The organism is Paraburkholderia sp., from assembly GCF_024281035.1.
Classification (GTDB): Bacteria; Pseudomonadota; Gammaproteobacteria; order Burkholderiales; family Burkholderiaceae; genus Paraburkholderia.
In genome coordinates, this window is the sequence record NZ_JAMXLH010000018.1 from 1 (window position 1) to 23,703 (window position 23,703).

The 23,703-nt window shown below is 61.8% G+C and carries 23 protein-coding genes and 2 pseudogenes; 8 read left to right on the plus strand and 17 right to left on the minus strand.

Annotated features, from left to right (window positions below; genetic code table 11):
* Nucleotides 1-187: 187 nt before the first annotated feature.
* The 5 genes and pseudogenes from Q0L30_RS04475 to Q0L30_RS04495 all read right to left on the minus strand — a co-directional run bounded on the left by Q0L30_RS04475 (nt 188) and on the right by Q0L30_RS04495 (nt 5,261).
* Nucleotides 188-478 carry a hypothetical protein gene (locus Q0L30_RS04475; protein ID WP_296651720.1) on the minus strand — a complete coding sequence of 97 codons (291 nt, stop codon included), beginning with the start codon at nt 476-478 and terminating at the stop codon, nt 188-190.
* A 270-nt stretch (nt 479-748) separates the two neighbouring features.
* Nucleotides 749-912: pseudogene (locus tag Q0L30_RS04480) on the minus strand (integrase); the annotation flags it as partial.
* A gap of 25 nt (nt 913-937) precedes the next feature.
* Nucleotides 938-2,107 (minus strand): radical SAM protein, encoded by a 1,170-nt coding sequence (locus Q0L30_RS04485; RefSeq protein WP_296651723.1) that lies wholly within the window; start codon nt 2,105-2,107, stop codon nt 938-940.
* A gap of 403 nt (nt 2,108-2,510) precedes the next feature.
* Entirely contained in the window at nt 2,511-4,136 is a 1,626-nt protein-coding gene (locus tag Q0L30_RS04490; RefSeq protein WP_296651726.1) for a TonB family protein, read from the minus strand.
* 219 nt (nt 4,137-4,355) lie between these two features.
* The gene (locus Q0L30_RS04495; protein WP_296651775.1) at nt 4,356-5,261 is read right to left on the minus strand and encodes a LysR family transcriptional regulator; all 906 of its coding nucleotides are present in this window, start codon (nt 5,259-5,261) and stop codon (nt 4,356-4,358) included.
* Between the two features lie 87 nt (nt 5,262-5,348).
* Here Q0L30_RS04495 and Q0L30_RS04500 point away from each other — a divergent pair, with 87 nt between their 5' ends.
* From Q0L30_RS04500 to Q0L30_RS04510, 3 genes are all read left to right on the plus strand, one after another.
* A complete protein-coding gene (locus tag Q0L30_RS04500) occupies nt 5,349-5,867 on the plus strand; it encodes an SRPBCC domain-containing protein (protein ID WP_296651730.1) in 519 nt (172 codons plus the stop codon).
* Nucleotides 5,868-6,545: 678 nt separating this feature from the next.
* A complete protein-coding gene (locus Q0L30_RS04505) occupies nt 6,546-6,974 on the plus strand; it encodes a ribonucleotide reductase subunit alpha (RefSeq protein ID WP_296651777.1) in 429 nt (142 codons plus the stop codon).
* Between the two features lie 527 nt (nt 6,975-7,501).
* The gene (locus Q0L30_RS04510) at nt 7,502-9,166 is read left to right on the plus strand and encodes an ABC-F family ATP-binding cassette domain-containing protein (protein WP_296651732.1); all 1,665 of its coding nucleotides are present in this window, start codon (nt 7,502-7,504) and stop codon (nt 9,164-9,166) included.
* A gap of 531 nt (nt 9,167-9,697) precedes the next feature.
* Here the strand turns inward: Q0L30_RS04510 and Q0L30_RS04515 are convergent.
* Complete coding sequence (locus Q0L30_RS04515) at nt 9,698-10,606, minus strand: LysR family transcriptional regulator (RefSeq protein ID WP_296651735.1); 909 nt, start codon at nt 10,604-10,606, stop codon at nt 9,698-9,700.
* Between the two features lie 137 nt (nt 10,607-10,743).
* On the opposite strand from Q0L30_RS04515, the gene Q0L30_RS04520 reads away from it, so the two are divergent.
* The 3 genes from Q0L30_RS04520 (at nt 10,744) to Q0L30_RS04530 (ending at nt 12,204) form a co-directional block, all read left to right on the plus strand.
* Entirely contained in the window at nt 10,744-11,154 is a 411-nt protein-coding gene (locus Q0L30_RS04520) for a cupin domain-containing protein (RefSeq protein ID WP_296651780.1), read from the plus strand.
* Between the two features lie 12 nt (nt 11,155-11,166).
* Complete coding sequence (locus Q0L30_RS04525; RefSeq protein WP_296651738.1) at nt 11,167-11,403, plus strand: tautomerase family protein; 237 nt, start codon at nt 11,167-11,169, stop codon at nt 11,401-11,403.
* Nucleotides 11,404-11,469: 66 nt separating this feature from the next.
* Nucleotides 11,470-12,204: an SDR family oxidoreductase gene (locus tag Q0L30_RS04530; RefSeq protein ID WP_296651740.1), complete on the plus strand. Its 735-nt coding sequence runs from the start codon at nt 11,470-11,472 to the stop codon at nt 12,202-12,204.
* A 59-nt stretch (nt 12,205-12,263) separates the two neighbouring features.
* On the opposite strand, the gene Q0L30_RS04535 is transcribed toward Q0L30_RS04530, so the two are convergent.
* The 8 genes from Q0L30_RS04535 to Q0L30_RS04570 all read right to left on the minus strand — a co-directional run bounded on the left by Q0L30_RS04535 (nt 12,264) and on the right by Q0L30_RS04570 (nt 20,434).
* A complete protein-coding gene (locus Q0L30_RS04535; protein WP_296651743.1) occupies nt 12,264-13,382 on the minus strand; it encodes a dihydrolipoamide acetyltransferase family protein in 1,119 nt (372 codons plus the stop codon).
* Between the two features lie 4 nt (nt 13,383-13,386).
* Nucleotides 13,387-14,367 (minus strand): alpha-ketoacid dehydrogenase subunit beta, encoded by a 981-nt coding sequence (locus Q0L30_RS04540; protein ID WP_296651746.1) that lies wholly within the window; start codon nt 14,365-14,367, stop codon nt 13,387-13,389.
* Nucleotides 14,360-15,466, minus strand: coding sequence for a pyruvate dehydrogenase (acetyl-transferring) E1 component subunit alpha (gene pdhA / locus Q0L30_RS04545; protein ID WP_296651748.1), 1,107 nt, complete (start codon nt 15,464-15,466; stop codon nt 14,360-14,362). Before pdhA ends, Q0L30_RS04540 begins: the two co-directional genes overlap by 8 nt.
* A 363-nt stretch (nt 15,467-15,829) precedes the next feature.
* A complete protein-coding gene (locus Q0L30_RS04550; protein WP_296651751.1) occupies nt 15,830-16,504 on the minus strand; it encodes a hypothetical protein in 675 nt (224 codons plus the stop codon).
* A 258-nt stretch (nt 16,505-16,762) separates the two neighbouring features.
* The gene (locus Q0L30_RS04555; RefSeq protein ID WP_296651753.1) at nt 16,763-17,404 is read right to left on the minus strand and encodes a hypothetical protein; all 642 of its coding nucleotides are present in this window, start codon (nt 17,402-17,404) and stop codon (nt 16,763-16,765) included.
* A gap of 566 nt (nt 17,405-17,970) precedes the next feature.
* Nucleotides 17,971-18,465, minus strand: coding sequence for an SCP2 sterol-binding domain-containing protein (locus Q0L30_RS04560; RefSeq protein WP_296651756.1), 495 nt, complete (start codon nt 18,463-18,465; stop codon nt 17,971-17,973).
* Complete coding sequence (locus tag Q0L30_RS04565) at nt 18,462-19,403, minus strand: U32 family peptidase (protein ID WP_296651758.1); 942 nt, start codon at nt 19,401-19,403, stop codon at nt 18,462-18,464. The genes Q0L30_RS04560 and Q0L30_RS04565 overlap by 4 nt, the downstream gene beginning before the upstream one ends.
* Before the next feature lie 5 nt (nt 19,404-19,408).
* The gene (locus Q0L30_RS04570; protein ID WP_296651761.1) at nt 19,409-20,434 is read right to left on the minus strand and encodes a peptidase U32 family protein; all 1,026 of its coding nucleotides are present in this window, start codon (nt 20,432-20,434) and stop codon (nt 19,409-19,411) included.
* A gap of 76 nt (nt 20,435-20,510) precedes the next feature.
* Here Q0L30_RS04570 and Q0L30_RS04575 point away from each other — a divergent pair, with 76 nt between their 5' ends.
* On the plus strand, nt 20,511-20,693 hold the full coding sequence (locus tag Q0L30_RS04575) for a hypothetical protein (protein WP_296651763.1): 183 nt from the start codon (nt 20,511-20,513) through the stop codon (nt 20,691-20,693).
* A 158-nt stretch (nt 20,694-20,851) separates the two neighbouring features.
* Here Q0L30_RS04575 and thiM read toward each other — a convergent pair whose 3' ends face one another.
* Complete coding sequence (gene thiM / locus Q0L30_RS04580; RefSeq protein ID WP_296651766.1) at nt 20,852-21,661, minus strand: hydroxyethylthiazole kinase; 810 nt, start codon at nt 21,659-21,661, stop codon at nt 20,852-20,854.
* A gap of 522 nt (nt 21,662-22,183) precedes the next feature.
* Between thiM and Q0L30_RS04585 the strand changes: the two genes are divergently transcribed.
* Nucleotides 22,184-23,017, plus strand: a complete 834-nt coding sequence (locus tag Q0L30_RS04585) for an IclR family transcriptional regulator (protein WP_296651769.1) — start codon at nt 22,184-22,186, stop codon at nt 23,015-23,017.
* A 14-nt stretch (nt 23,018-23,031) separates the two neighbouring features.
* Here the strand turns inward: Q0L30_RS04585 and Q0L30_RS04590 are convergent.
* Nucleotides 23,032-23,178: pseudogene (locus Q0L30_RS04590) on the minus strand (IS5/IS1182 family transposase); the annotation flags it as partial.
* A gap of 115 nt (nt 23,179-23,293) precedes the next feature.
* Nucleotides 23,294-23,703 (minus strand): T6SS immunity protein Tli4 family protein (locus Q0L30_RS04595; protein WP_296651772.1); only part of this gene is annotated, 410 nt, incomplete at its 5' end.

Here is a 23,703-nt window from a genome sequence, read left to right on the forward strand (position 1 = left end):
GTCTTGCGAAAATGCGACTTTCAGATATAGCTCGACACGTGAAGGCGCCAACAGACTGAGGGACGTCCGCTTTGGGCGTTTCGGCAGTCGTCTGCCTGCAGGCCGCGAACAGCGGCTCATGGCCGACCGCTGCCCGATGGGCTTGGCCGAAGTTGACTGCGAATTCTGCGCGGCTCCGGCTTGAACGCTATCGGCCGTGACGCCCGTCGATGAGCATCGCCTGGAGCCATTTGACTCTCACTGGCGCAAGGGCACTCTCGAAAGCGGCCATCCAACGCTCGTCGAGGTAGTCGTCCTCAATCGACACGAGCCGCAAACCAGGACATGCAATTTGCAGCCGTGATGCCGATTTCTCCGCAGACACCGGCCAATCGAACATTTCACGGGCATCCGCTGCCGTTATCAGCAGTAAGTTGTCATCTGCGCTATGAGTGACTGAAATGCGAGCAAGCATTTCAAGAAAATCGGCTTCCTTCACTGACTCGTCTCCGTTGTGTCTGGCCACAGTTCATAATTGTTGTCAATCTTGGCGTCCCCGTCGACTGTCCGTTCGTGGCCGATTGGGTGAGGTCGCCAACGGCCGCTGAGTGGCACGCCAGTTTGCAAAATCTGAATTTGTCTGACTGACCGGTTTGGAGAAAGATATCCGACCGGAGTGGGCCGGCTACGGCCGACCGCCTCTCGCAGTAGTCGGCAAAAAGCCGCTTCTCGGGACTCGTGCGTGGCCCTCGAACCGGACATGCGAGCGCTAATGCCACAGGGTGGGCGGCATCAGCTTGTCCAGCGGGCTGGCCGCCTTGCCGGCAGCGATCTTCAGCACGTGCGTGTAATTCATGGCTGTGCTTAGATCGCTGCGGCCGGGCACTCCTGCACGGTGCGAATATCGCGATTGCCCTGAAGAAGGTGCGTTGCTCACCCGACAAGCCGGGTGAAGTGTTCAGGGCATGATTTCGACATACTCATACACTTCGCAATCGGTAATCTGCTTGCGTGCGGCGAGTGGCAAGGCTGCAAACCATTCCGCCGGACGGTGCCTGTCGATTTCCTGACCCATGAAGCGCACCAGCTCGCAGATCGGATCGGTCACATTCTTGCGGTACCGCTCGTCGCCTTTGACGTATGCCATGTAAAGATTCTTCATGCAGTTGCCGCGGCACCAGGAAAAGGCTTCGCAACTGCTACAGGGCATATTCGGATGCGGCTGCAACGGACTCGGCCGGAGCCAGTTTCCATTCAGATCGCCCTGCAGCATTTCAGGCAGGTGCATCATGTCGGGGCAAGGATAGATCTTTCCGTCCGGCATCACGTTCAGGATATGCGTCGATACCCGGCATTGGGTTTTGCCGTCATACAGTTCCGCAGCGCGTTTGGGCATGACCTTATTCCGGACCGCACCCATGAGCGGGATGATCGGATAGACGTGTTCGGTGGAAGCAAAGAAGCGCTCGATCAGCTTCGACAAAACGGCCTTGCGGCCTTCGACAGCTTGCGCGGTATACGCTTCGCCGGCCACAAACTGGAAATAGACATAGTCAAAGGCCTCGGCCAGTGCATCGATTTCCTCGAACGTGATCGCGTCGTTGCTCCAGGTCATACGAGCGGTCACCGTACCGCCGATGCGATCGCGGGTTTCCCGGAGATTTTTCTGGACCTGGCGGTAAATGCCCCGCCCGCGATAACCATCGGTCGTCTGTTCGCCGCCGTCGATCGAGACGAGGATGTTCGATAGCTTCGCCAGCATATTGTCAGGCAGCTTGTCGAGCAGGGTGCCGTTGGACTGGAGCTGGAAGCGGAAATTCGGATATCGCGTCATGACTTCCTGCATGAACGCTTTGTTCAAGGTCGGTTCGCCGCCGTAAAAGGTGACATAGACGTCGTACCCATCCAGATGCTTCTGGATGAAATTGTCCAGCGCTTCCATCGAATAGGTCACATTGCCCTGCGATTCCAGCACGCCACCCTCGGAAATGGAGCAATACGTACATTTGAGGTTGCAGTGCAGCGTCGTCAGCAATTGCAGTTCCACGCGGCTGCCAACAATCGGCGGCCGGTCGTCTGCCTGCGGCTTCGGTTGCGTCGGGAAAAATACGAGCGGGGTGGAATTCATGAACGGTAAATCTGCTTGTTTTGGTGGTTGTGAGAGCGGACGGAAGGGTAGAGCATCGGCTCATCTACCAACAATCTGTTATTTGAATGTATTGATGTTAATCAAGAAAACAAGGTCGGTAAATTTGCAGTACTGATAGACGCGAGCTCGACGAAAACCGCTTAATGCAATTGCAAGGTTTCCAGGCAAAAGTGCAGATCCTTCAGTTGGCGAATCTGCGCTCGGCCATGTTGCCTGGCCGCGCGCGATGCAGCATTTGTTGCTTGTGCACTCAGGTTCGCACTTTGATATGTCGCCGAGAAGACAAAGGCCACACCGTTAGGGGCGTTGCGGTCAGTCGACTGGACTGCTCAAATATTTCGTAACGAATATGGAAATGAATGGCTAACCTGACGATTGCAGATCACGCCGGCCCGGGCTGGACGGTGATGGTGAAGTGCTCCACGCTTTTTCCATTGCTATCCGTGGGCATCGGATCCGCGTGCTCGACAGCCGCTAACGCGGCGGCATCCCATGCGCGATTGCCGCTTGACTTCACGATTGATGCCGACAGCAGTTTGCCATCCGAACCGCAGTGCACGGAGATAATCGTACTCAAGCCGGTGAAGGGTCCATTCCAGTCGATATGAGCCCTGACGCGACGCGCAATTCTTGCTGCCAGCGTTTCAGATGCAGGATCGGCGCGTAGTTCGGAGGGTAAAGCGGTAAACAGAAAATTTGTCTCGATGGGAACCGCTTTCCCGTCCGGAGCCAAGAACGGTTTGCAGGTCGCCTTGCGCGATTGACTTAACGCCAGATCGTCGAACGTCGAATTGCCGGACGACTTTTCAAGCACGACGCTCGTCACTTCGCCTCTTGCGTTGAGCGACGCGCGAACTGCGGCAAACAGCTTTTGAGGGGGTAATCCGGGCATTGCCTCGGTTGGTAGGCCATAGTGGCACGGAATCACGCTGGCCGGTGCATATGTCGGCTGCATCCGCTGAATCGATTGAACAAAAGGCGCGCCCAATAGGCCCGGATTGAGTTTGACGTCGTAAAGACCCGGTATGGGATCCTCGTGATAGTGCACCTCGCTGCAATTGAGCGGCAACCGTGCGATCAATTCTCTGGGCACGAGATCGGGCGATGGAATGTCGAGCGCGAGCCAGCAGCTTGCATGTTTTCCGTGCGTAACGCCGATTGTGCCCGTCATGGGAATATCGCGGGCGACCAACAGTCTTTCGCCCAGGAAGGTGTTTGCGATCATTGCAAGGTTCGCACCCAGCATGAGCGAACCGATAATCGAGGAGATCGTCGCGTAGGGCACTATTGCGCCGCCGAGTGCGTTCCTGCGCAGGTGCATGGGAAGAACGAATGCGATGGTCACGACTGCGAACACGCTCGCCGCCGCGAGTGAATAAGGCACTATTGTCAGTGGCGTCAACGATGGCTTCAGAAGCGCGAAACATACGCCAAATACAACCGCGGCCAGCGTTGAAAAGAGCATGTAGGGTCGGCCCAGTCGATCTGTGCCGATAGCGTCGTTTACCGATTCGCCGACAAGTCTCTCGATTCCCGCCGCTGTGGCCCGAACAAGAACGGTAAGCGCCTGCGTAGTTGCAGCGTTACTGGATTTGCTGACTGTGGCGGTAAGCTTGTTTCCTTGTAGTGAGAGCCGGGTACCGGATTTCAGCAGCGCACTGACCGCGTCAGCCACCTCGCGATCGCTTCTCACGGCATCAAGCGCCCTGCCGCCGAGCCCGAAAACGACTACGTCGTCGCTGAACGGTTCAGGCGGCAGAAGCCCGAATAGCCGGATCAGCCACGAGCCCTGTCCACTTTTACCGGCGCGTACGAAGCAGACAGAACCTTTTACGCTGCAGGAAACCGAGATCAACGTCGCCGACTTTGTGCGTTTTACGTTGACTGAACGGAGGGGATCGTCGGAGATGGATTCCCGATTGGCTGGCGATTTGGTCTGCTCTGAGCGCATATCGCGAGTATGTTCCGTTTGAATTCCGTGGATGGGCAATCGTAACGGCATGGCCATTCTACTTCGGCATCAAAACAGCGCTCTGAATCTCGTTCATCGGTGTCGAACGTCACTTGTTGTGCTCGAAACTGTCGTTTTCACACTCCCGCGGATGGGCCAATCAGGTTTGCCTGGAGCCGCTCGAAGCTTGATGGACTCCACCATTTACTGGCCTTGTCGCGACGGGCCAGTCCGAGATTTCTCGCATACAGCAGCGACGCGTCAGGCCTGGTAAATTCATTGCGTGGCGGACGTCCTGAACAACGCTTCTCGCACCCACCGATGCGCCGCATCATGATGTGTGCGCTCGTGCCACGCCATGGATTTCGTGAAGCCGGGTATGTCCAATGGCGGTGCGATTCGCGCGAGGCCATCCGCATGGGCGACCAGTCGGCTCGGCACAACGGCGATCAGATCGCTTTGACGCAATATCTCGGGCAGCACGAGAAAACTCGTCACCGATAGCGCAACGCGGCGCGTGCGTCCGAGTCTGGCAAGCGCATCGTCGGTGACGCCCTGGAAGCTGCCGCCGGTATATGACACGAGCGCGTGATCGAGCGCGCAGAAGCGATCGAGCGTGAGCTTGCCGCGCCGAATGGCAGGGTGGTTGGCGCGCATAGCGCAAACATAGTGCTCGTCAAAGAGAGGTCTTGCGTGCAGATCTGTTGGAGCATCGTCCGGTGTGACGAGCGCGAGGTCGATCTCGCCGCGCTCCAGTTGTGCATGCAACCGCTTGTCCTGGACGGGAAGCACGGCCACGCGGATGCCGGGCGCCTCGCGTCGCAGCAGAGAGAGAAACGGCACTACGACCGCCTGCAGTGCATAGTCGGTTGCCGCCAGGGTCAACACCATGTCCGCGGTGGCCGGTTCGAAAACCTGTGGGCGCAGCAGATTTTCGACTTTACTGAGGATCTGCTTGACGGGTCCGGCCAATGCGAGTGCTCGCTCCGTGGGGATGATGCCGCGCTGCGTACGGACGAATAACGGATCATCAAAACGTTCACGCAGGCGCGTGAGCATGCCGCTGACCGCGGGCTGTGTCAGTGCAAGCCGTTGTGCGGCACGCGTGACGTTACGCTCGTCGAGCAGGGCGTCCAATGCCTTGAGGAGATTCAGGTCCATCGTTCTGATATCAGTTTTCATGATGGCAGAGATACAAATCCACGATTGGATTGATTTCAGAATAATAGCCATCATGAAATCCGTCCATCACGGAGCTGCAAAATGCAAATGAACGCCATCCTCTGGCCCGAAGGCTATGTGCCGGGCTTGACCGACAATTTCGCTTCGAACGAGGTGATCGTTGCGGGTCTCAGCGCGGGCGACGTCTGGCCGCTGTTGAGCACGCCGTCGCGCTGGCCGACCTATTACCGGAATGCCGCACATGTCCGCTTCCACGGCGGTAATGGTCCGGCATTGGAAGACGGCGCACGGTTCTACTTCGAGACTTTCGGCTTTCCGGTTGAGGCGCGCTGCAACGAATATGTGCCGCCGGCTGATGGGCGACCAGGGCGCGTGGCGTGGCACGGTTGGGCCGGCGAGGAGGGGGGCGATACGCGCCTCGACGTGCATCATGCTTGGCTGGTCGAAGATCTCGATGGCGGCCGCGTGCGCGTCCTTACACAGGAAACGCAGCGGGGTAAGCCAGCTCGGGATCTGCATGATGTGCGCCCCAACCCCATGATCAACGGTCATCAGGATTGGATCGACGGCCTGGTCGATGCTGCCTTGAAGGCGAAGTTGAAGTGAGGGTTGTGGCAGCGTGGATTTCGACTGAATTCTCACGCGGCTTATGCGTCCTCCGGCTGCCTTCTCATTTGCTTCATCTCGCCCCCCTGGTTGATTAATCTGAGGGATCGCTTGGAGCCGACCGACTGTTTCGGGGCGTTAATGATTTCGGTGTAGTTCGCCGTCCGTTGCGCCCAGTCAAAGCAACGAGTGACGCAGTTCGGCCAGGAAGTATCATTCGCCCGAGGCGACGCCCGGACATTGAGACGTCGGCTCCACCCCAGGAAGCGGCCGAACGATTCGAGAAACCTATTGCATCCACCGGTTGAATCCGCAGCACGACGCGGACAGTCGACTCCCTCCCTTGCGGCCGTTCACCACTGGTCGTGGCGCGATGAGGTGCCAACGCCTCCATGGAGGTGAGGCGCGCCGGCTTCGTAGAAGGGAGCAGTCATGGAGAATGGATCGACTCCGGGGAGGTGTTAGAGTTCTCAGGGTATAGTGGACATATAAGCCGCCAGAGCAAATCCCATTACATTGACGAGACCGGCCAGTTTCCCTCCATGTTCTCCGATGGGCAGTTCAAACTCCTCCACTTGTGGGCGGCTAAATTCCCCCAGGCAGGACGAGCGGATTATGTGTCGGATTCCACAGCCGACGTACTGCCTTGCCTTCACGACACCACACGGACGATTGATGATAAGTATTTCGAGTTTTGATGAACTTCTTCGCGTCGCACGGCAACAACCGGAGCCACAGCGTCTGCTATTCGTATTTACCTCAGTTGAGTTGCCCGATGATTGCACGCCAGACCAGCTGACCCGCTTCGAAGCGGGTCAGGGTGGCGCGTTGACACCACTGATGTGTGTGGACAAAACTCCTGAGGAACTTGGTACGTTTAGCGATCTGCTCGCGGAATCACGACAGGTGCTCCAGGAATGGGCAATCGTCTTCGTCGCGGCACTCTCGGGTAAAAACGGGTGTGTGCCGCGAACTGAGGATGCCGAAGCGCCGTTGAACCGGATGGTGGAATTGATCAAGACTGGTTCTGTCGAGATGTTTATTCCGTTCGATACCCACGGTCATCCAGTCCAATTTGGTCCCTCCTCTGAACAGATCTCTCATTGACGGTGATGGTCTCGCCAATGACGCATCCTCCACAGAGCGGGTCACGGAGCGCGATACCCGTGTGTCGTTACCTTCAACGATAGAGGGTAGCTGACCAGCGGAGCGCCAAAACACAAATTAGAATCGCGCCTAAAAGGATCCATACGCGGCCGCGAGACATTCTCGGTTGGAGCGCAGTACCCCGATCGGCGAAAAGGTAAAAGTACCGAGTGATAGTGTCAACCAGCGCAAAGCCAGTAGCGAAAATGTAGATGACCGCCCATACACGATAGCTGAGTTCAAGGTAGCTTCCGAAAGGGGTTTTGTCGCAGGTGACCAAATGTAAGCCGACGAATAGAAGGACGGTGAATAGTGCAGAGCCGCCATTAAACGCCATGTTTGCAGGCCCCGCAGCCGGTACACCCGGTGCGCCAGGGCCTGCCTTGCTTTGTGGCCGGCGGGCGTCGCAAAGCGCAAGCGGCTCAGAAAAGAGACAGCCTTGCGCTTCCGGTCGGCTATCATGCCAAACCTCTCCGAAGTAGCTCCTTATGATTTCCGTCCGTAATGTCACGCTGCGCCGCGGCGTCAATGTCGTGCTCGACCGCGCGTCCGTCACCTTCGCCCCCGGCGAAAAGATTGGTCTTGTCGGCCGCAATGGCGCCGGCAAGTCGTCCTTCTTCGGCCTTCTCAACGGCAAGCTGCACGAAGATAGCGGCGAGTTCTCGATTCCCCCTGCATGGAAGATGGGCCAGGTCGCGCAGGACATGCCGGAGACCGAGCAGGGCGCGACCGACTTCGTAGTCGAGGGTGACACCGTGCTGCTCGCCGCGCAGGCCGAAGTCGCCGCCGCCGAGGCCAGCGACGACGGCATGCGCATGGCGCACGCCTACATGGCCCTGCACGACGCTGGTGCACACGATGCCCCCGCGCGTGCCCAGGCGCTGATCCTGGGACTTGGCTTTACGGCCGCGCAGCTTGACCAGCCGGTCAACAGTTTCTCCGGCGGCTGGCGCATGCGACTGCAGCTGGCGCGCGCGCTGATGTGCCCGTCCGACCTGCTGCTGCTCGACGAGCCGACCAATCACCTCGACCTCGACGCGCTGGTCTGGCTGGAAGCCTGGCTCAAGCGCTATCAAGGAACCCTGGTCGTGATCAGCCACGATCGCGAATTCCTCGACGCGGTGACGCAGGTGACGGTGCACGTCGACAACGCCAAGCTCGTGCGTTATGGCGGCAACTACAGCAAGTTCGAAGACATGCGCGCTGAGCAGCTCGTGTTGCAGCAGGCTGCGATGGCGAGGCAGGCGGACAAGATCGCCCACCTGCAGAAATTCATCGACCGTTTCAAGGCCAAGGCCTCGAAGGCCAAACAGGCGCAGAGCCGGGTCAAGGCGCTCGAACGCATGGAGAAGATCGCACCGGTGCTTGCGGATGCGGAGTTCAACTTCGAGTTCAGGGAGCCCCTCAACGTCCCGAACCCGCTGTTGTCGATGCTGGACGCGAGCTTCGGCTACCCCGCGCCGACCGGCGCACTGCCGGGCACGCCGCCCACGGTCATCGTGCGGGGCATCAACCGTTCCGTGCTGGCCGGGCAGCGCATCGGCATTCTCGGCGCCAACGGCCAGGGCAAGTCCACGCTGGTGAAAACGGTGGCGCACGCGCTGGCGCCGATTGCTGGCGAAATCAGCGAAGGCAAGGGCCTGAACATCGGCTACTTCGCACAGCAGGAACTCGACGTGCTGCGTCCGCTCGACACGCCGATGGAACACATGATCCGCCTTGCCAGGGACACGCCGCCGCACATGCGCGCGCCCGGCCAGAGTGGCACCGAACAATCGCTTCGCACCTTCCTTGGCACTTTCAATTTCAGTGGCGACATGGTCCATCAGGCGGTCAGCACGATGAGCGGCGGCGAAAAGGCGCGGCTCGTGTTGTGCATGATCGTGTGGCAGCGTCCCAACCTGCTGCTGCTCGACGAACCTACCAACCACCTTGACCTGGCCACACGTGAAGCGCTGGCCATGGCGCTCAACGAATTCGAAGGCACGGTGATGCTGGTCAGTCACGACCGGGCGCTGCTGCGCGCCGTATGCGACGAGTTCTGGCTGGTCACCAGGGGCGGCGTCGAGCCCTTCGACGGCGATCTGGACGATTACCAGCAGTTCCTGCGCGACGAAGCCCGTCGCATGCGCGAGCAGGCTGCCGCAGGGTAGAAGGTCATCGCCTGAAATACCCCCAGGCGGGCGGCGGGTGTTTGCCTGGGAGGCGAAGCGCGGATACTCGCCAAGGGCTTCGGCAATCGTGCGAACAAGCCAAGATATCGGCCAGGAACAGTCAGTCGATGGAGCCACCCACATCGGTGACAATTAATCGCTACGTTCTCGCAACTTCTTCGTTTCCCTTGGGCCTCGTTGACTGCCGCGCCTACCCGTCCGAAAGAACGTGGCGGTTTTCGCAAGTATCGCAATAGCGATAGCCCTTCATTCGGGTAGCCTTCTACACATGTTGCATGCAGACATCGAAGCACCGGGGCCAGCTGGCTCCCTGAGAGGCACGTTGTTATCTCCGGCTGCGGACGATGTCCCGGTGGTGCTGATCGTGCCGGGATCAGGCCCGACCTGCCGCTTCAGGGTCGGTTGCACTCAGCACGTCTTGCGCAGTAGTCAGCCAGAACCCGATACTGGCCAGCACGCAGCCAGCACAATACGGACGACAGCAAATTCGAGCATTGCAGTCACTGACCGCTACCGTCCGGAACCCGGTGAAACGTATCGAAGCGCATCGATGATCAACGCGAATGCCGGCGATGTTTGCCGTCTGCTCGCGTAGTAGAGGTGATAGCCGGGCACAGTCGGACACCATTCTTCGAGTACGCTCGACAGCCGACCCTCGGCCAGATGTGGCGTAGCCAGATCGTACGGCACGTAGGCCAGCCCAAATCCTTCTATCGCAGCATCGAGCATCTGCGACGTCGTATTGAAGATGAATTGACCATGCACGTTGACGTGCAATGCCTCGCGCTTCCTGGCGAACTCCCACGCGTATAACCCGCCGTGCGTCGGGAGGCGCAGGTTGATGCAGTTGTGCGCTGCCAGATCATGCGGCGAGACAGGGCGCCCGTTCGACCTCAAATATTCCGGCGAACCGACGACGGCCATTTTGAAGTCCGGGCCAATACGTACGGCGATCATGTCCTGCGCGATCAAGTCTCCATTTCGGACACCCGCGTCGAACCGCTCCGCGACGATATCCACCATGCCGTAGTTGATGTTGATTTCGACCGAAACGTCCGGATAACTGCGCAGTACATCTTTCAGCTTCGGCCAGAGAACGGTGTCCGACGCGTGGTCATGCGCTGAAATCCGGATCAAGCCTGCGGGCTTTTCCCGCAATGCACTCAGCGACTCCAGCTCCGCAGAGATTCCGTCGTAGTACGGGCCGACGTTGGATAACAAGCGTTCCCCGGCCTCGGTCGGCGAAACACCACGCGTGGTCCGGGTCAGCAACCGTAAGCCAATTCTCTCCTCCAGCCCACGCATCGAATGGCTCAGCGCGGATTGCGACACACCCAGCTGCGCCGCTGCGCGGGTGAAGCTGCGCTCACGCGCAACGACAAAAAATGCCCGCAGAACGTTCAGGTCGAGATTTTTCATTATGAATCTGGCTCATATCTGATTGCGAAGTCTAGCAGCTACTGGATGAACTGATCGCGACGTACAGTTCATCCATCAGCCAGGCGGCGCATCCCGCCGCCGGAGGCAAACATCCAGACAGGAGTCGGGTAATGGAAATCGAAATCAAGCGTTGCGGGAGCGTTCCCGCTTTCAAGGGACCTGCCGACTGGTTTACGGGCAGCGTTCGCGTGGACGCACTGTTTCAGCCAAATGGCGCGGCGCGGGCCGCTGGCGGCAGCGTGACTTTCGAGCCGGGGGCGCGCACCGCATGGCATGAACACCCGCTCGGTCAGACCCTGATCGTGACGTCCGGCTGTGGCTTCGTGCAACGCTGGGAGGGGCCGCTCGAAACGATCCGGCCGGGTGACGTCGTCTGGATTCCCGCAGGCGTCAAGCATTGGCATGGCGCATCCGCCGATACGGCGATGACGCATATCGCCATCCAGGAAGTGCTCGACGGCAAAGCCGTCGACTGGCTCGAACACGTGAGCGACGAGCAGTATCCGGGCTCGACCGCCGCGTGCTAGCCGGAGATCGCCATGCCGCACGTCATCGTGAAAATGTGGCCGGGTAAGTCAGAGCAGCAAAAACAACAACTGTCCGACGAGATCTCCAGGGCCGTGACCAGCGCCCTTGGATACGGAAAGGCATCCATCTCCGTCGGCATCGAAGTCGTGCAGCCATCTGCCTGGATCCGGGACGTCTATGACCCGGATATCCGCGACAAATGGGACGAGCTGTATCAACAGCCGGGTTATGACCCATCAGATCTGTAGATGGATGGTGCCCCCTGTCCGCGGGACAGGCGCGCGATGCTTACTTTAGAAATGGGACTGAACAAAATGGAAAACATCAAAGACAAGGTGGTCGTGATCACCGGGGCCAGCAGTGGTCTTGGCGAGGCGGCAGCCAGGCAACTGGCGGCACTGGGCGCCAAACTCGTTTTGGGCGCGAGACGCGTGGACAGGCTCGAACAACTCGCGCGTGAAATTGGCGCCGGCAATGCGAGCATCGTCGAGACCGATGTCACTTGCCGCGATGACGTCAAGCGTCTTGTCGATCATGCTGTGCAATTGCACGGCCGCGTTGACGTTCTGATCAACAATGCCGGACTCATGCCAAGCTCCATGCTGGAAAAGCTTCATGTCGAGGAGTGGGACCGGATGATCGACGTGAACATCAAGGGCGTGCTTTACGGTATTGCAGCCGCTCTGCCACACATGATCCGGCAAAAGAGCGGGCATATCATCAACGTGTCGTCGGTTGCGGGTCACAAGGTAGGCCCGGGCGGCACCGTCTACGCGGCGACGAAGCACGCTGTCCGGGCAATTTCAGAAGGGTTGCGCCAGGAAGTGAAGGCCTGGAACATCCGCACAACCATCATCTCCCCCGGCGCCGTCGCCACCGAGCTTACGCAAACGATCACGGACCCTGACGTCGCTGCAGGTATGAGTTCTGTGTACAAGCAGGCAATTCCGCCCGATTCGTTCGCAAGCGTAGTGATCTTCGCTATGAGCCAGCCTGAGTATGTCGACGTGAACGAAATACTTTTCCGACCTACCAGCCAGATGTACTGACTTTTTCATCGGCACGCCGCTCGCGACCGGCGCCTATGCATTGATGAGGTGAGCGGCTGTCACGCGCGCTGCAGATCCGCGATCGTCGCCGCCAGGAAACGCGCCGCTTCGCCGCCCGTCACGACGCGGTGATCGAACGTCAGGCTGAGCGGCAAGATCCGGTGAATAGCAGGCGCGCCGTGTTCCGCGACCACCTGTTCATGGATGCGCCCCGCACCGAGGATCGCGACGGTCGGCGGCACGACGATGGGCGCCGCGTACTTCCCCGAAATCATCCCGAAGTTCGACAGCGTGATCGTGTTGCCGCGCATCTCTTCCGGCGGAATCCTGCGTGCGCGGATATCGGCGCGCATCCGGTCGAGACCGCCACGCAGATCCGCCGCGTCGCGATGCGCGACATCGCGCAGCACGGGCACGAAAAGGCCGTCGGGCAGATCGACGGCAATGCCGAGATCGATCTTCTCAAGTACGTGACGGCGCCCCGTATGTCCATCGAACCAGGCGTTCAGTCCCGGCTCCGCGCGGCAACCCGCGACCAGAGCACGGATCAGCCGGATCGTCACGTCGGTGTGCGGCGGCCACGCGTGAATGTCGGCATCGTCGATCACGGTGGCGGCGGCCACTTCGCTTTGCGCACGCGCCATGTTGCGCGCCATCGCACGCCGCACGCCGCGCAGCACTTCGGGCGGACCGACTTCGCCAAGTATCTTCGCGAGGCGCTGCACGTCAGCCGTCGTGATGACGCCTTCCGGGCCGGACGGCGTCACCATCGACAGATCGACATCCAGCTTGCGCGCAAGCGCGCGCGCCGCCGGAATCGCCTTGATCACGGCGCCGCCGGCGCCGGCCCCATCGCCCGTGCCAGCCAACGCAGACGCTTCCTGCATGACATGCTGGCCAACTTCCACATGGCCGACGACAGTGCCCGCGTCTGCATCGTCGCCCTCGCCTTCGAAGGCGACGAGCGGCGCGCCCAGATGCACGATATCGCCCGTTTGTCCGAACCGCTTCGCGATGCGACCGGATTGCGGCGACGGAATATCGACGATCGCCTTCGCCGTTTCGACCGACAGCAGCGGTTGATCCGCGCCTACTTCATCGCCATCGCTTACATGCCACTCGACGATCTCCGCTTCCTGCAAGCCTTCACCCAGATCGGGCAGTTTGAAGATTTTCATGGCTTTACGATGCCTCCAGAGCTTGCTTCACCGCAGCGACGATGCGCGAGGCACCTGGCATGTATTGATTCTCAAGCCGGTAAAGGGGCACGACGATGTCGTAGCCGGTCACGCGCTGCACAGGCGCGAGCAGCGAATAAAGTCCGCGCTCGGCAATACTGGCGGCGATCTCCGCGCCAATGCCGCCCGTGCGCGAGCCCTCGTGCACGATCACGCAGCGGCCCGTCTTCGCCACCGACGTGAGAATCGTGTTCATGTCGATCGGCTTGAGTGTCGCGACGTCGATCACGTCGACCATCACCCCTTCCTGCGCGAGCAGATCGGCCGCGCCCAGTGCATCCTGCACGGCACCACCCCAGCTCACTAGCGTCGCGTCCGAGCCGTCACGAAGTGTGAAGCAGGTATCGAGCGGCAGCGCTTCGCCGTCGTCATCCACTGTCTGCCGGAACAGGCGATAGAGGCGCGTCGGTTCGAAGAAGATCACCGGGTCGGGATCGCGAATCGCGGCCAGCAACAACCCGTACGCGCGCGCCGGCGACGAAGGCGTGACGACGCGCAAGCCTGGAATGTGCGCGAACAGGGCTTCGGGGCTTTCCGAGTGATGTTCGGGTGCGTGAATGCCTGCCCCGCACGGCGCGCGGATCACGAGCGGACAGCTGAGGCGTCCGCGCGTCCGATGCCGCAGACGCGACGCATGATTGAGCACGTGATCGATCGTCGGGTACAGAAACCCGCTGAACTGGATCTCGACGACGGGCTTCAGTCCCATCGCCGCCATGCCGATTGCCGTGCCCGCAAGCGCTGTTTCAGCGAGCGGCGTATCGAGCACGCGTTGCGCGCCAAAGCGTGCCTGCAGGCCGACCGTCGCACGAAACACGCCGCCATTCACGCCGATGTCCTCGCCGAGCAGCACGACGTCGGGATCGTGTTCGAGTTCGTATGCGAGCGCCAGATTGAGCGCGTCGATCATGTTCAGATCAGCCATGGCCGTTGCTCCCATTCCGGCCGTAGCCCGCTATCGGCGCGAATCGCTGCGCGCTTTCAAGTTGCTCACGCATTGCATGCGGCAGGGTCTCGTACAAGTGATCGAACATCGCGGATGTATCGGGCGGCGGGACCGCGAGATACGCTTCGACGGCTGCTTCGACCTGCGCGTGACACGCCTTGCCGAGCTGCTCGTCCTGCGCCTTGTCCCAGACGTTCATCCGCATCAGATACTTGCGCAAACGCAGCAGCGGCTCGTATTCCCATTGCTTCTGAATTTCATCGGAGTCGCGATAGCGTGTTGCATCGTCGGCCGTCGTATGATCGCCGAGTCGATAACTGAGCGCTTCGATCAGCGTGGGGCCGTCGCCGCGCCGCGCTTTCGCGAGCGCCGCATTCATCACCTGATGCACGGCGATGACATCGTTGCCGTCGACCTGCAAGCCGTCGATGCCGGCCGCGATCGCCTTCTGCGCAAGCGTCTGCGCCGCGCTCTGCGTGCTGCGCGGCACCGAGATCGCCCACTGGTTGTTGTTGATGACGAACACGACCGGCACCTGCCAGACGCCCGCCATGTTCATCGCTTCGTAGAAGTCGCCTTTCGACGTCCCGCCATCGCCGAAGATCGCAACGGCGACGCGCGGCTCGCCGCGCAGCTTGAACGCGTAGGCCGCACCGGCGGCATGGCACACCTGCGTGCCGATGGGGACACAATTTGGAAAGTCGAGTCGCGGCACGCTGAAGTCGCTGCCGCGTTCGTCGCCGCCCCAATAGAGCAGGCTTTCCGTCATCGTGACGCCGCGCAGCAATTGCGCCGCATGATCGCGGTACGAAGGGAACAGCACGTCGTCGGCCTGCATCGCGCTCGCGACGCCCACGCCGATCGCCTCCTGCCCCACCGACGACGCAAACGTACCGAGCTTGCCAGTGCGTTGCAGCGCAACGGCTTTGGTATCGAACGCGCGGGTCAGCACCATCGCGCGATAGAGGGAAATCAGCGCATCGGGTTCTCGCGCAAAAGCCGGCAAGGGCTGCACGGGCTCGCCTTCGGGGCCGAGATATCGCGTATACCCGATGTGAAAACTGGCAGTCGTGGTCATGACCGCCCTCCTTGTTCTTCAGATATCGAATCCGTGCAGGAGATCACGCGCACAACCCATGCCGGTAGGCGCGGACGTGCTGGGCGCCCTGAACGGCAGTTCGGACGGCCTGATCTTTTGACAGGAAAAGCGGGTATAAGGTGCGAAATCTTTCGCGCTGTGTAACGGGCGGCACGCACAGGAGTGGATGCTCCACGAACGTATTGCCGTGGCAACGGACCTGCAGAACAGGGTCGCGAAGACGCGTTTGCATTCTGCGCAGCCGGGTACCCAAAAAGGCACCACACCGCACATAACCATAACCAGAACCCGAAGAATCCGAAAAGGGGCGCCACATAACAACCAGCGGCACCCCAAACCCGATCACTGCCCGGAATTCCCGACGGTGACCCAGGTGTGATACTGCTCGGACCAGAAACGCCGCGGCTGCGCCGAAGCCGGACGCGGCGGTGCTTCCGCGTAGGCAGTCTGCATCTCCGGCTGTGCAGCTGCGGACGCATCCGTCTGCGTGTCCTCGCCCCGCGCCATCTCCCGAGCGTAAGCGCGCGCGTCGGCCTCGAACTGCTGGGGTGTGACGGCCTGAGCCTCCTGATCCCCATCGTCGGGGACCTGATCTTCGCGCGCCGTCACCGGGGTCGCGCGCGCGGGTTGCGGTGCCGGATTTCCCGTGGTGCGAGCCTGTGTGGTTGCCGAGCAGAACTCCGCGACCAACTGGTCTGTCGATGGCGCCCGCGCGGCCGCCGCCGTGGATCTCGGTGCCTGCGCAACCTTCGCAGCGTGGCGCGCGGGCGCTGGCGCCGTTGGTGCGGGTTGCTGGTCATCCTGCAACGGGGCGCTCGAGACCGGAATCTGCTGTACCGTTTCGACGTCCCCCGCATCGCTGTAAGTCTCTTTCATATCGACGATTTTGCGCGCAGGCCGCGCGCCTGCCGCCGCCTGTGCTGCGCCGCCGGACGGGATGGCCGCGATGTCGGCATGTGCGGCCTTGTAACCGGCAGCATAGGCCTCCTTGACCGCCCTCAACTCCGCCGGCGTCATGGTGGCGGGACTCGTGTCGGCGATAGCGGGTAAGGATAACGAACCAGATACTGCCACCAGTAACGCAGCCGCGAGAGGCCGTAAGTACAGGTTCATTGTGTTGCGCGGGCACCCGACCGGCCGGCCGGGGAGGGATAGCACGCCAGCGTACGCCAGCCAGGCCCGCATCTCCTTGGACGAAGCTATCCTTGCTCTGGAGGGGAGCCCGGATCGATGCCGACCCGCCCAGGCTCGCTCACAACGTCATCACGATCGCCACTAGCGCCACCGGCGATAACCGCCGCCGTACCACCAGGGTGTGCCGTAATACCCCTGCACCACGGGGTACGCCGTCGCCACCGTGACACCCGGCGGCGCGTACATGGGCTGCTGATACACGGGCTGCTGATACACGGGCACGTACTGCACCGGCTGGACAGGCGGCGGTGGCGGCGCATACACGGGTACGTACTGAACCGGCTGAACGGGAAGGGGCGGTGCCGGCGCGTACATCGGCGGCGCGTACGGTCCAGGCGGCGGGACGTCCGCATACGATGGCGGCGGTGGCGGCAAGTACCGCCGCACGGCCGGCCTGGGTGCGTTCACCGGCCGGGGCGCTGCGCGGGCAGCGACCACCTCCTCATCGTGATGCTTCCGGATGAGTCCCTTCAGGATCCTGTCGTCCGTGTTGCCGCGGTGAATCCAGCCGTTGCGATAGGCCCTCGCGATTTCGCTCATCTTCGCGTTCGGATCCTCTTTCGCGCCGTCGGCATTGACGAGGTAATCCTCGGGCTGGAGGCTCCGCTGCACTGGCGCGCCGTTGTCGTATGCCTCGGGCGGACCGTCGGCATGCACGGCGGGCCCATAGATCAGCGTGGCGAAGGCCATGCCAGCCAGGCTCCGCGTAATCCGTTTCTGCATGGTTGCCTCCTTGCAGAGTGAGGGAGTGGTCCAACGAGCGACCTGGCCAGCCGATGGCGCGCGACGGAAGCCCGCACTCGATCCCATCGCCACCTTCAACACATGATTTCCCAGCTATGGTCTTGAATGTGTGGCCGACCACACACGCGCCCGCAAAAAGATGCGGGTAGGCGAGCCGTGAGCGGCCAGGCGGGCGAGGTGCAGTGAGGGCACCGTGCTCGCGTGCGTGATCGTCGCGTTCGAGATCGGGCGGGCAACGGCCGCGATGAGGTTGGCCGAGAACGTGAAACCGAAGAGTGCGCCGAAATAAAACCGGCGCTAGCAGACTGACGCTGGCTGTGTGATTGCAAACACAGCTTTACGACACGGCAAGCTCGCCGAATTCATCGGGCGTTTGCACGCGCGATGAGCGTGGTATTGCAATGTCGATGTGCGAGACAGATGCCGTTCGTTGTCGCGCGTGAACGAACCGGCCGGATGATGCGCAGCGGCACGGATGATCGGAATCGCACCCGGCCGTGAGGGGACAATGTGCGGACGATCGCGAGGCGATCGTCCGCAGGTTTTTAGCGGGATTCCCGCTTCTTTTCGATGATGGCTGCGAAACGCAGTCCGCGGCGCAGCGCAGACTGGGCAAGCCTGCCGCTGGCCGTCTCGTCGAAGTCGACGGCGTCGATTGCGTTGCGCACGATCAGGCCCAGCTCCGTGTCGCCCTGCATGACGAGGCGGCGGCTGAAGAAGAGCGTGTCCGCATCGATTTCGCGCGCGGCCATCCGGGCGAAGTCGATGCCGCTCGAGGCGATCCGCAGATCCGGCTTCGCTTCCGGCGTACGCGCTTCGAAACGCGTGCTGCCGAGCGTGAAGCCCACGACGAGTCCGATATCGGTGACTTCCATCACGTAGCTGCGGCCTTGCATCAGGGCGCGCGTATCTTCGTCGAGCACGGGCAGCACGAGCTGGTTCATCAGCGCGCAGCATGCGATCGAGGGCGGACGCACCGGCAGGCGGCCAATGCAGGCGCGCAGCCAGGGCGTGGGGAAAGCGGGAAGCAGATTCATCATCGCGAACCTCCGGTAGTTTCGATAGCCGTCTTGCCGTCGGCCGATGCGCCTTCCTGCATGCCTTGCACGCCGGGGCGGCCGAACCAGAAGCCGTCGGTCGCGTCGCCCGCGTGCAGTTCGCTCAGGCTGCCGAACGCTTCTTCCGCGCTGATATCCCCTTGCGCGAGGTTCGCGAACAGATCGGCGATGCGCGGCGTGTGCAGCGATTGAGGACTGATACGGAGCACCGAAACGCCGGCCTCCTTCAGTTGATCGAGCTGGCGGCACAGGTTGACGACCTGCGCGGTCTGGGTCTGGATACCGTTCAGCAGGATGAAAGGCTTGCCGTCCTGCGTCGTGACGCTAATGCCGCTCGGGTCGTTGATGCAGCGCTGCTCGCAGTTGTCTTTCTGCACGTTGTGATGGCGCGCGGTGAAGCAGCGCGACGACAGCGAAAGCGGTGCATTGCCGAAAGCGAACATTTCGATTTCGCACGGCTGGGTGCGTTGCTGATGGATCGTGCGCACGGTCTCGCCGGTGCATTCGATCGACGGAATCCAGCGGCGCGCGCCGAGCCCCACAAGCCAGTCGAGCATCTGGGCGCTGTAGCAGTTCAGGTGCGGGCCGATCACGAAGGGACGCTTGTGCGCGACGAGCGCGAGCGCCGACATGTCGTTCGCTTCGAGCAGGAATTCGTCGGTGTCGGCGATCTTGCGCATGCGGCGCAGGTCGGCTTCGGTTTCAGCGAGCGCGAGCGTCGACAGCACGACTTCCTTGCCGTGCGAAGCGAGATCCTGCGCGAGGCCGAGCCAGTCGGACTGGCGCATGCCCAGGCGCCGCGAGCAGACCACTTCGCCGAGGTAGACGGTGTCCACGCGCGAGAGCGCGATGGCGTCGTAGAACCGCATGATGTCGCTGCGATCCCAGTAGTACAGGATAGGGCCGAGGGAGATTTTCATTGCGTTCATTTCCAGGGGCGTGAGTACGGGCCGAGGGTATCGGTTTGCCCTTCCGAAAGAGCGCCGAGCGTCTTGAGCGAAGCTTCGTCGACCGTGGCCGTATTGCCGTGTTTTGCGAGTGCGTCGAGTGCCGAGCGCCACACCTGGGTGACGGAGGCGGCGTAGGCCGGGCCGCGCTGCCGTCCTTCGATCTTGATTGCCGCCACGCCCATGCGTGCGAGCGTCGGCAGGATTTCCATCACGTTCAGGCTGGTCGGCTCTTCGAGGGCGTAGTAGCGCTTGCCGTCGACGTCGAAGCGTCCCTTGCAGATGGTCGGGTAGCCCGCGGGCTCGCCGGAGCGGTAGCTGTCGACCAGCACCGTGCCGAGACGCGCGTCGAGCCAGGTGCCGTCCTTCGCTTCACGCTCGGACCAGTGCACGTGACGCGCGGGCGAGCAGACGCCGTCGAGGTTCGGCGCTTCGCCGCTCGCGTGCGCCGAAAGGGCGCAACGCCCCTCGACCATCACGCAGAGGCTGCCGAAGCCGAACACTTCGATTTCCACCGTCGTGTTGTTGAGCACGTTCTCGATCTGCTCGACCGACAACACGCGCGGCAGCACGGCGCGCTGGATGCCGAACTCGCGCTGCAGGAAGTTGATGCCTTCGTAGCTCGTGACCGAGCCTTGAACCGAGAGGTGCAGGCGCAGGTCCGGGTGGACGCGCTTCGCGTAGGCCATCAAGGCCGGGTCGGCCACGATGATGGCGTCTGCGCCGAGCGTCGCCGCCGTGTCGATCGCCTTGGTCCAGCGCACGAGATCGTCGCCGTGGGCATAGGTGTTGATCGCCATCAACACCTTGCGTCCGGCGCGATGGGCATATTGCACACCGTCGGCAAGCTGGCGCTCGTCGAAGCCCAGGCCCGGAAACGCGCGCGCGTTGGTGTCGTTCTTCAGTCCGAGATACACGCAGTCGGCACCGCCGTCGATCGCTGCGCGCAGTCCGGGCAGGCTGCCTGCCGGGCAAACTAGTTCGGGTATTTTTAGCTTATCCATTGGATCGGGTTTCAGTCGCATTCCGTGAAAACGTGCCGCGCCGGTGCGAAGCGCAGATCGGGGCCGCCGGACCGCCATGGCCGGCACTCGTTCGCGCAATCGCCTCAGTGTGTCGTCGCCGGGATACGAAGCGGGGATCGGCCGCACCAGCAAGTCTTCCGACGTGCATCCGTTGCTGCGCAATCCGGGTGGATTCGAACGGCACGATGCGGCCATCGTGCTGGCTGGCGTAACTCGTTTGGATGGTCACGGACGTTAACTACATGTCGTGCGGGACGGAATTCCACGGACTATAGGTTGTGCACATCGGCGATAGAAGCGCAGGACGTGAAAGATTTGCCCTGGATCAACGCGCATGCATTGGCGGCCGACATATCGAAAAATTTCCGTGCGACGGCGCCGTATGGCCGTTGACTGTTATCGGCACTCGCGGTAGCGCAGCGTCGAGGCAAACGTCCCGGCGTCGAGCGTCGCGAGCCGGTCGAGCCAGGCAGGCGTGAAGCTGCCCGGTCCGGCCGTTTCGCGGGCGGCCAGCTCACCGGCGACACCGGCGAGGGCGACAGCGGCGACCGTCGGAATCCAGAGATTGCCCTCGTAGCCGCCTGCGCCGATGAAAGCGGCGACGAGCGCGGACAGCGCACAGCCGGTTCCTGTGACGCGCGGCATGACTTCGTCGCCGTTCGCCAGTTCGATGCTGCGCTTGCCGTCCGTGACGTAGTCGATGGCGCCCGTCACGGCCACGACCGCGTGCAGGTCGAGCGCGAGTGCGCGGGCGGCGCCCCGTGCGTCGTCGGTGCTGGCTGTGCTATCGACGCCGCGTCCGCTTGCCGGGCCGCCCGCAAGGCCGATGATTTCCGAAGCGTTGCCGCGGATGACCGCCGGTTGCGCAGCAATCAGCTTGCGCGCGAAATTGGTGCGGAACGTCAGCGCGCCGACTGCCACAGGATCGAGCACCCACGGCACGCCTGCCGCGCGTCCGGCCTCGACAGCCACCTGGATCGCCTCGGCCTGCGGGGCGTCGAGCGTGCCGAGATTGACGGAGAGCGCGCTGGCCAGCGTGACGAATTCCGCGACTTCCTCGCGCGCCACCACCATGGCGGGCGACGCGCCTGCCGCGAGCAGCACGTTGGCGGTCATATTGGTGGTGACGAGGTTCGCGAGACAGTGGACGAGCGGCGCGCTGCGGCGGACGTCGTCAACGACTGAGAAAAGTATCGATGGCAGCATGCTGGGGTAGGTGTTTGTTTGACAAAGACGATCCGCTCTGGCGATTCACGTGCGAACGTAGCGGAGTCGAAATTCCTGTGCAATGCGCATTGGCGGCCTGCCGTGCGGGCGGTGCCGCGCAGGGGGCGAACCGGTTGCCGCGACGTGGGTGCATCGTGCGGATGTGATGCGCGGCGCGCCTTGATCGACCGTGAATCTATCCAGTTCCCGCCCCGACGTCGAGAGCCGTTCGGTCGCATACATGTTCCAGAGCAAGAGACCCGGGATGCGTGGGCCGCCGATCTTGCGCGTGGCGAAGCCGTGCGAATCATCAGACGAAAGCGTGAAACCGTTCTATGTGGCGGATTTGGCCCGCTGGCGCCCGCTGGTGCCCGCTGGTGCCAGGTGCCGCACGACGTGCCGGGGCCGCTTACCGTTCTGCATCTCAGAATATAATTCCGGCAATGTAGCGGGCGTTGCTGGCGTTTTGGACGCTGTGCTTCCTGCTTCAGGCGAACTCCGAACGCACTTTCTCATATCAAGATGGCTGATATCGAGCACAAGACAGACCGGCCCGCGGTTCACCATGCGGTTCACCCTGCCGTTCACAAGGAAGACCGCCATTTCGTGACCGCACTCGCGCGCGGGCTCGAAGTGCTGGCGTGCTTCCGCGGCGGCGATGCGATGCTGACCAATCAGGAAATCGCGCAACGCTGCCGGCTGCCGCGCTCGACGGTCTCGCGTCTGACCATGACGCTCACGAAGCTCGGTTACCTGATTCATCTCGAAGACAACGGGCGCTACCGCCTCGGCACGGCATGCCTCGCGCTCGGCAGTTCGATTCTCGCGCGGCTCGACGTGCGCAAGATGGCGCGCCCGCTGATGCAGGAGCTGGCGGAGTTTTCGGGCGGCACGGTGTCGCTCGGACTGCGCGACCGGCTCTCGATGCTGTACATCGAAAGCTGCCGCGGCACAGCGGCGCTCGCGCTCACGCTCGATGTGGGCTCGCGCATTCCGCTCGCCACCTCGGCGATCGGGCGCGCCTGGCTCGCCACGGTTGCGGCGCGCGAACGGCACGACGTGATGGAGCAGATCCGCGAACTCGACGACGTGGCCTGGCCGCGCATCCGGCCCGGCATCGAGCAGGCTGTCGAAGACCATCGCACGCTCGGCGTGACCTGTTCGTTCGGCGAGTGGCAGAAGGACGTGAACGGCATCGCCCGCGCGTTTCACACGGGCGGCGGCTTGCCGGTCATGGCGATCAACGTGGGCGGCCCGGCGAGTTCGCTGTCGAAGGAATTTCTGCTCGGCGAGGTGAAGCCGCGGCTGCTGGACATCGTGGCGCAGCTCGAAGCGGGGTCGCTCGCCGCGCGATAGCGGATTTAGAGCGGCTAACACAAGTCATCAACGAAGCGCGAACAGATAACGGCAGCAGCGAGAGAAAGCAACGCAACATGGATGTCGAGACGATGCTCGAGACAAATGCGCAGTTTGCCGAAACCGGCAAACCAGGCATGCGTGCGCTCGACCACCCAGCGAGGCCACCTCTCTTCAATCATCACGCCGCCAACGGCATCATCCCTGAGCATCGGCTTGTCCGTCAGCGGCTCTTCCGGTGGCAGTTTGCTAAAGTCGATGGGCATTGTTATCCCCTCAAAACCCGTTCGGACGGGGCCGCACAGTCCGGGAGATAACGTCCCACACCGCAACCGCTTCGTTATCTGTTAACGATGCTCGTTGAACCTGCTCGAATTCAGGAAAAAGGAAGCTGCGGGCTCCGTTACGCATCTTGAACGTCAGAAATGGCGTCTCCGGTCCTCCAGTGGTGGCATTGGCCTCCAGCAGAAAATCATGTCCCTTGACACTATTGACAAACGGACCCTCCAGGAGCAGTTCGTCTGCTTTCATCTCGCCGAGTTGAACGGGAGCGGAGCGCATGACGCGACCACCTGCCATCCTCATGTACTCGCGCACCTTCGGTAGCCGGTTGGGCATTGAATCGCTTACCGACTCGCGCAGATTGGTGTTTGTGGAAAGAGAGAACTTCACATCCGGCTTGCCTT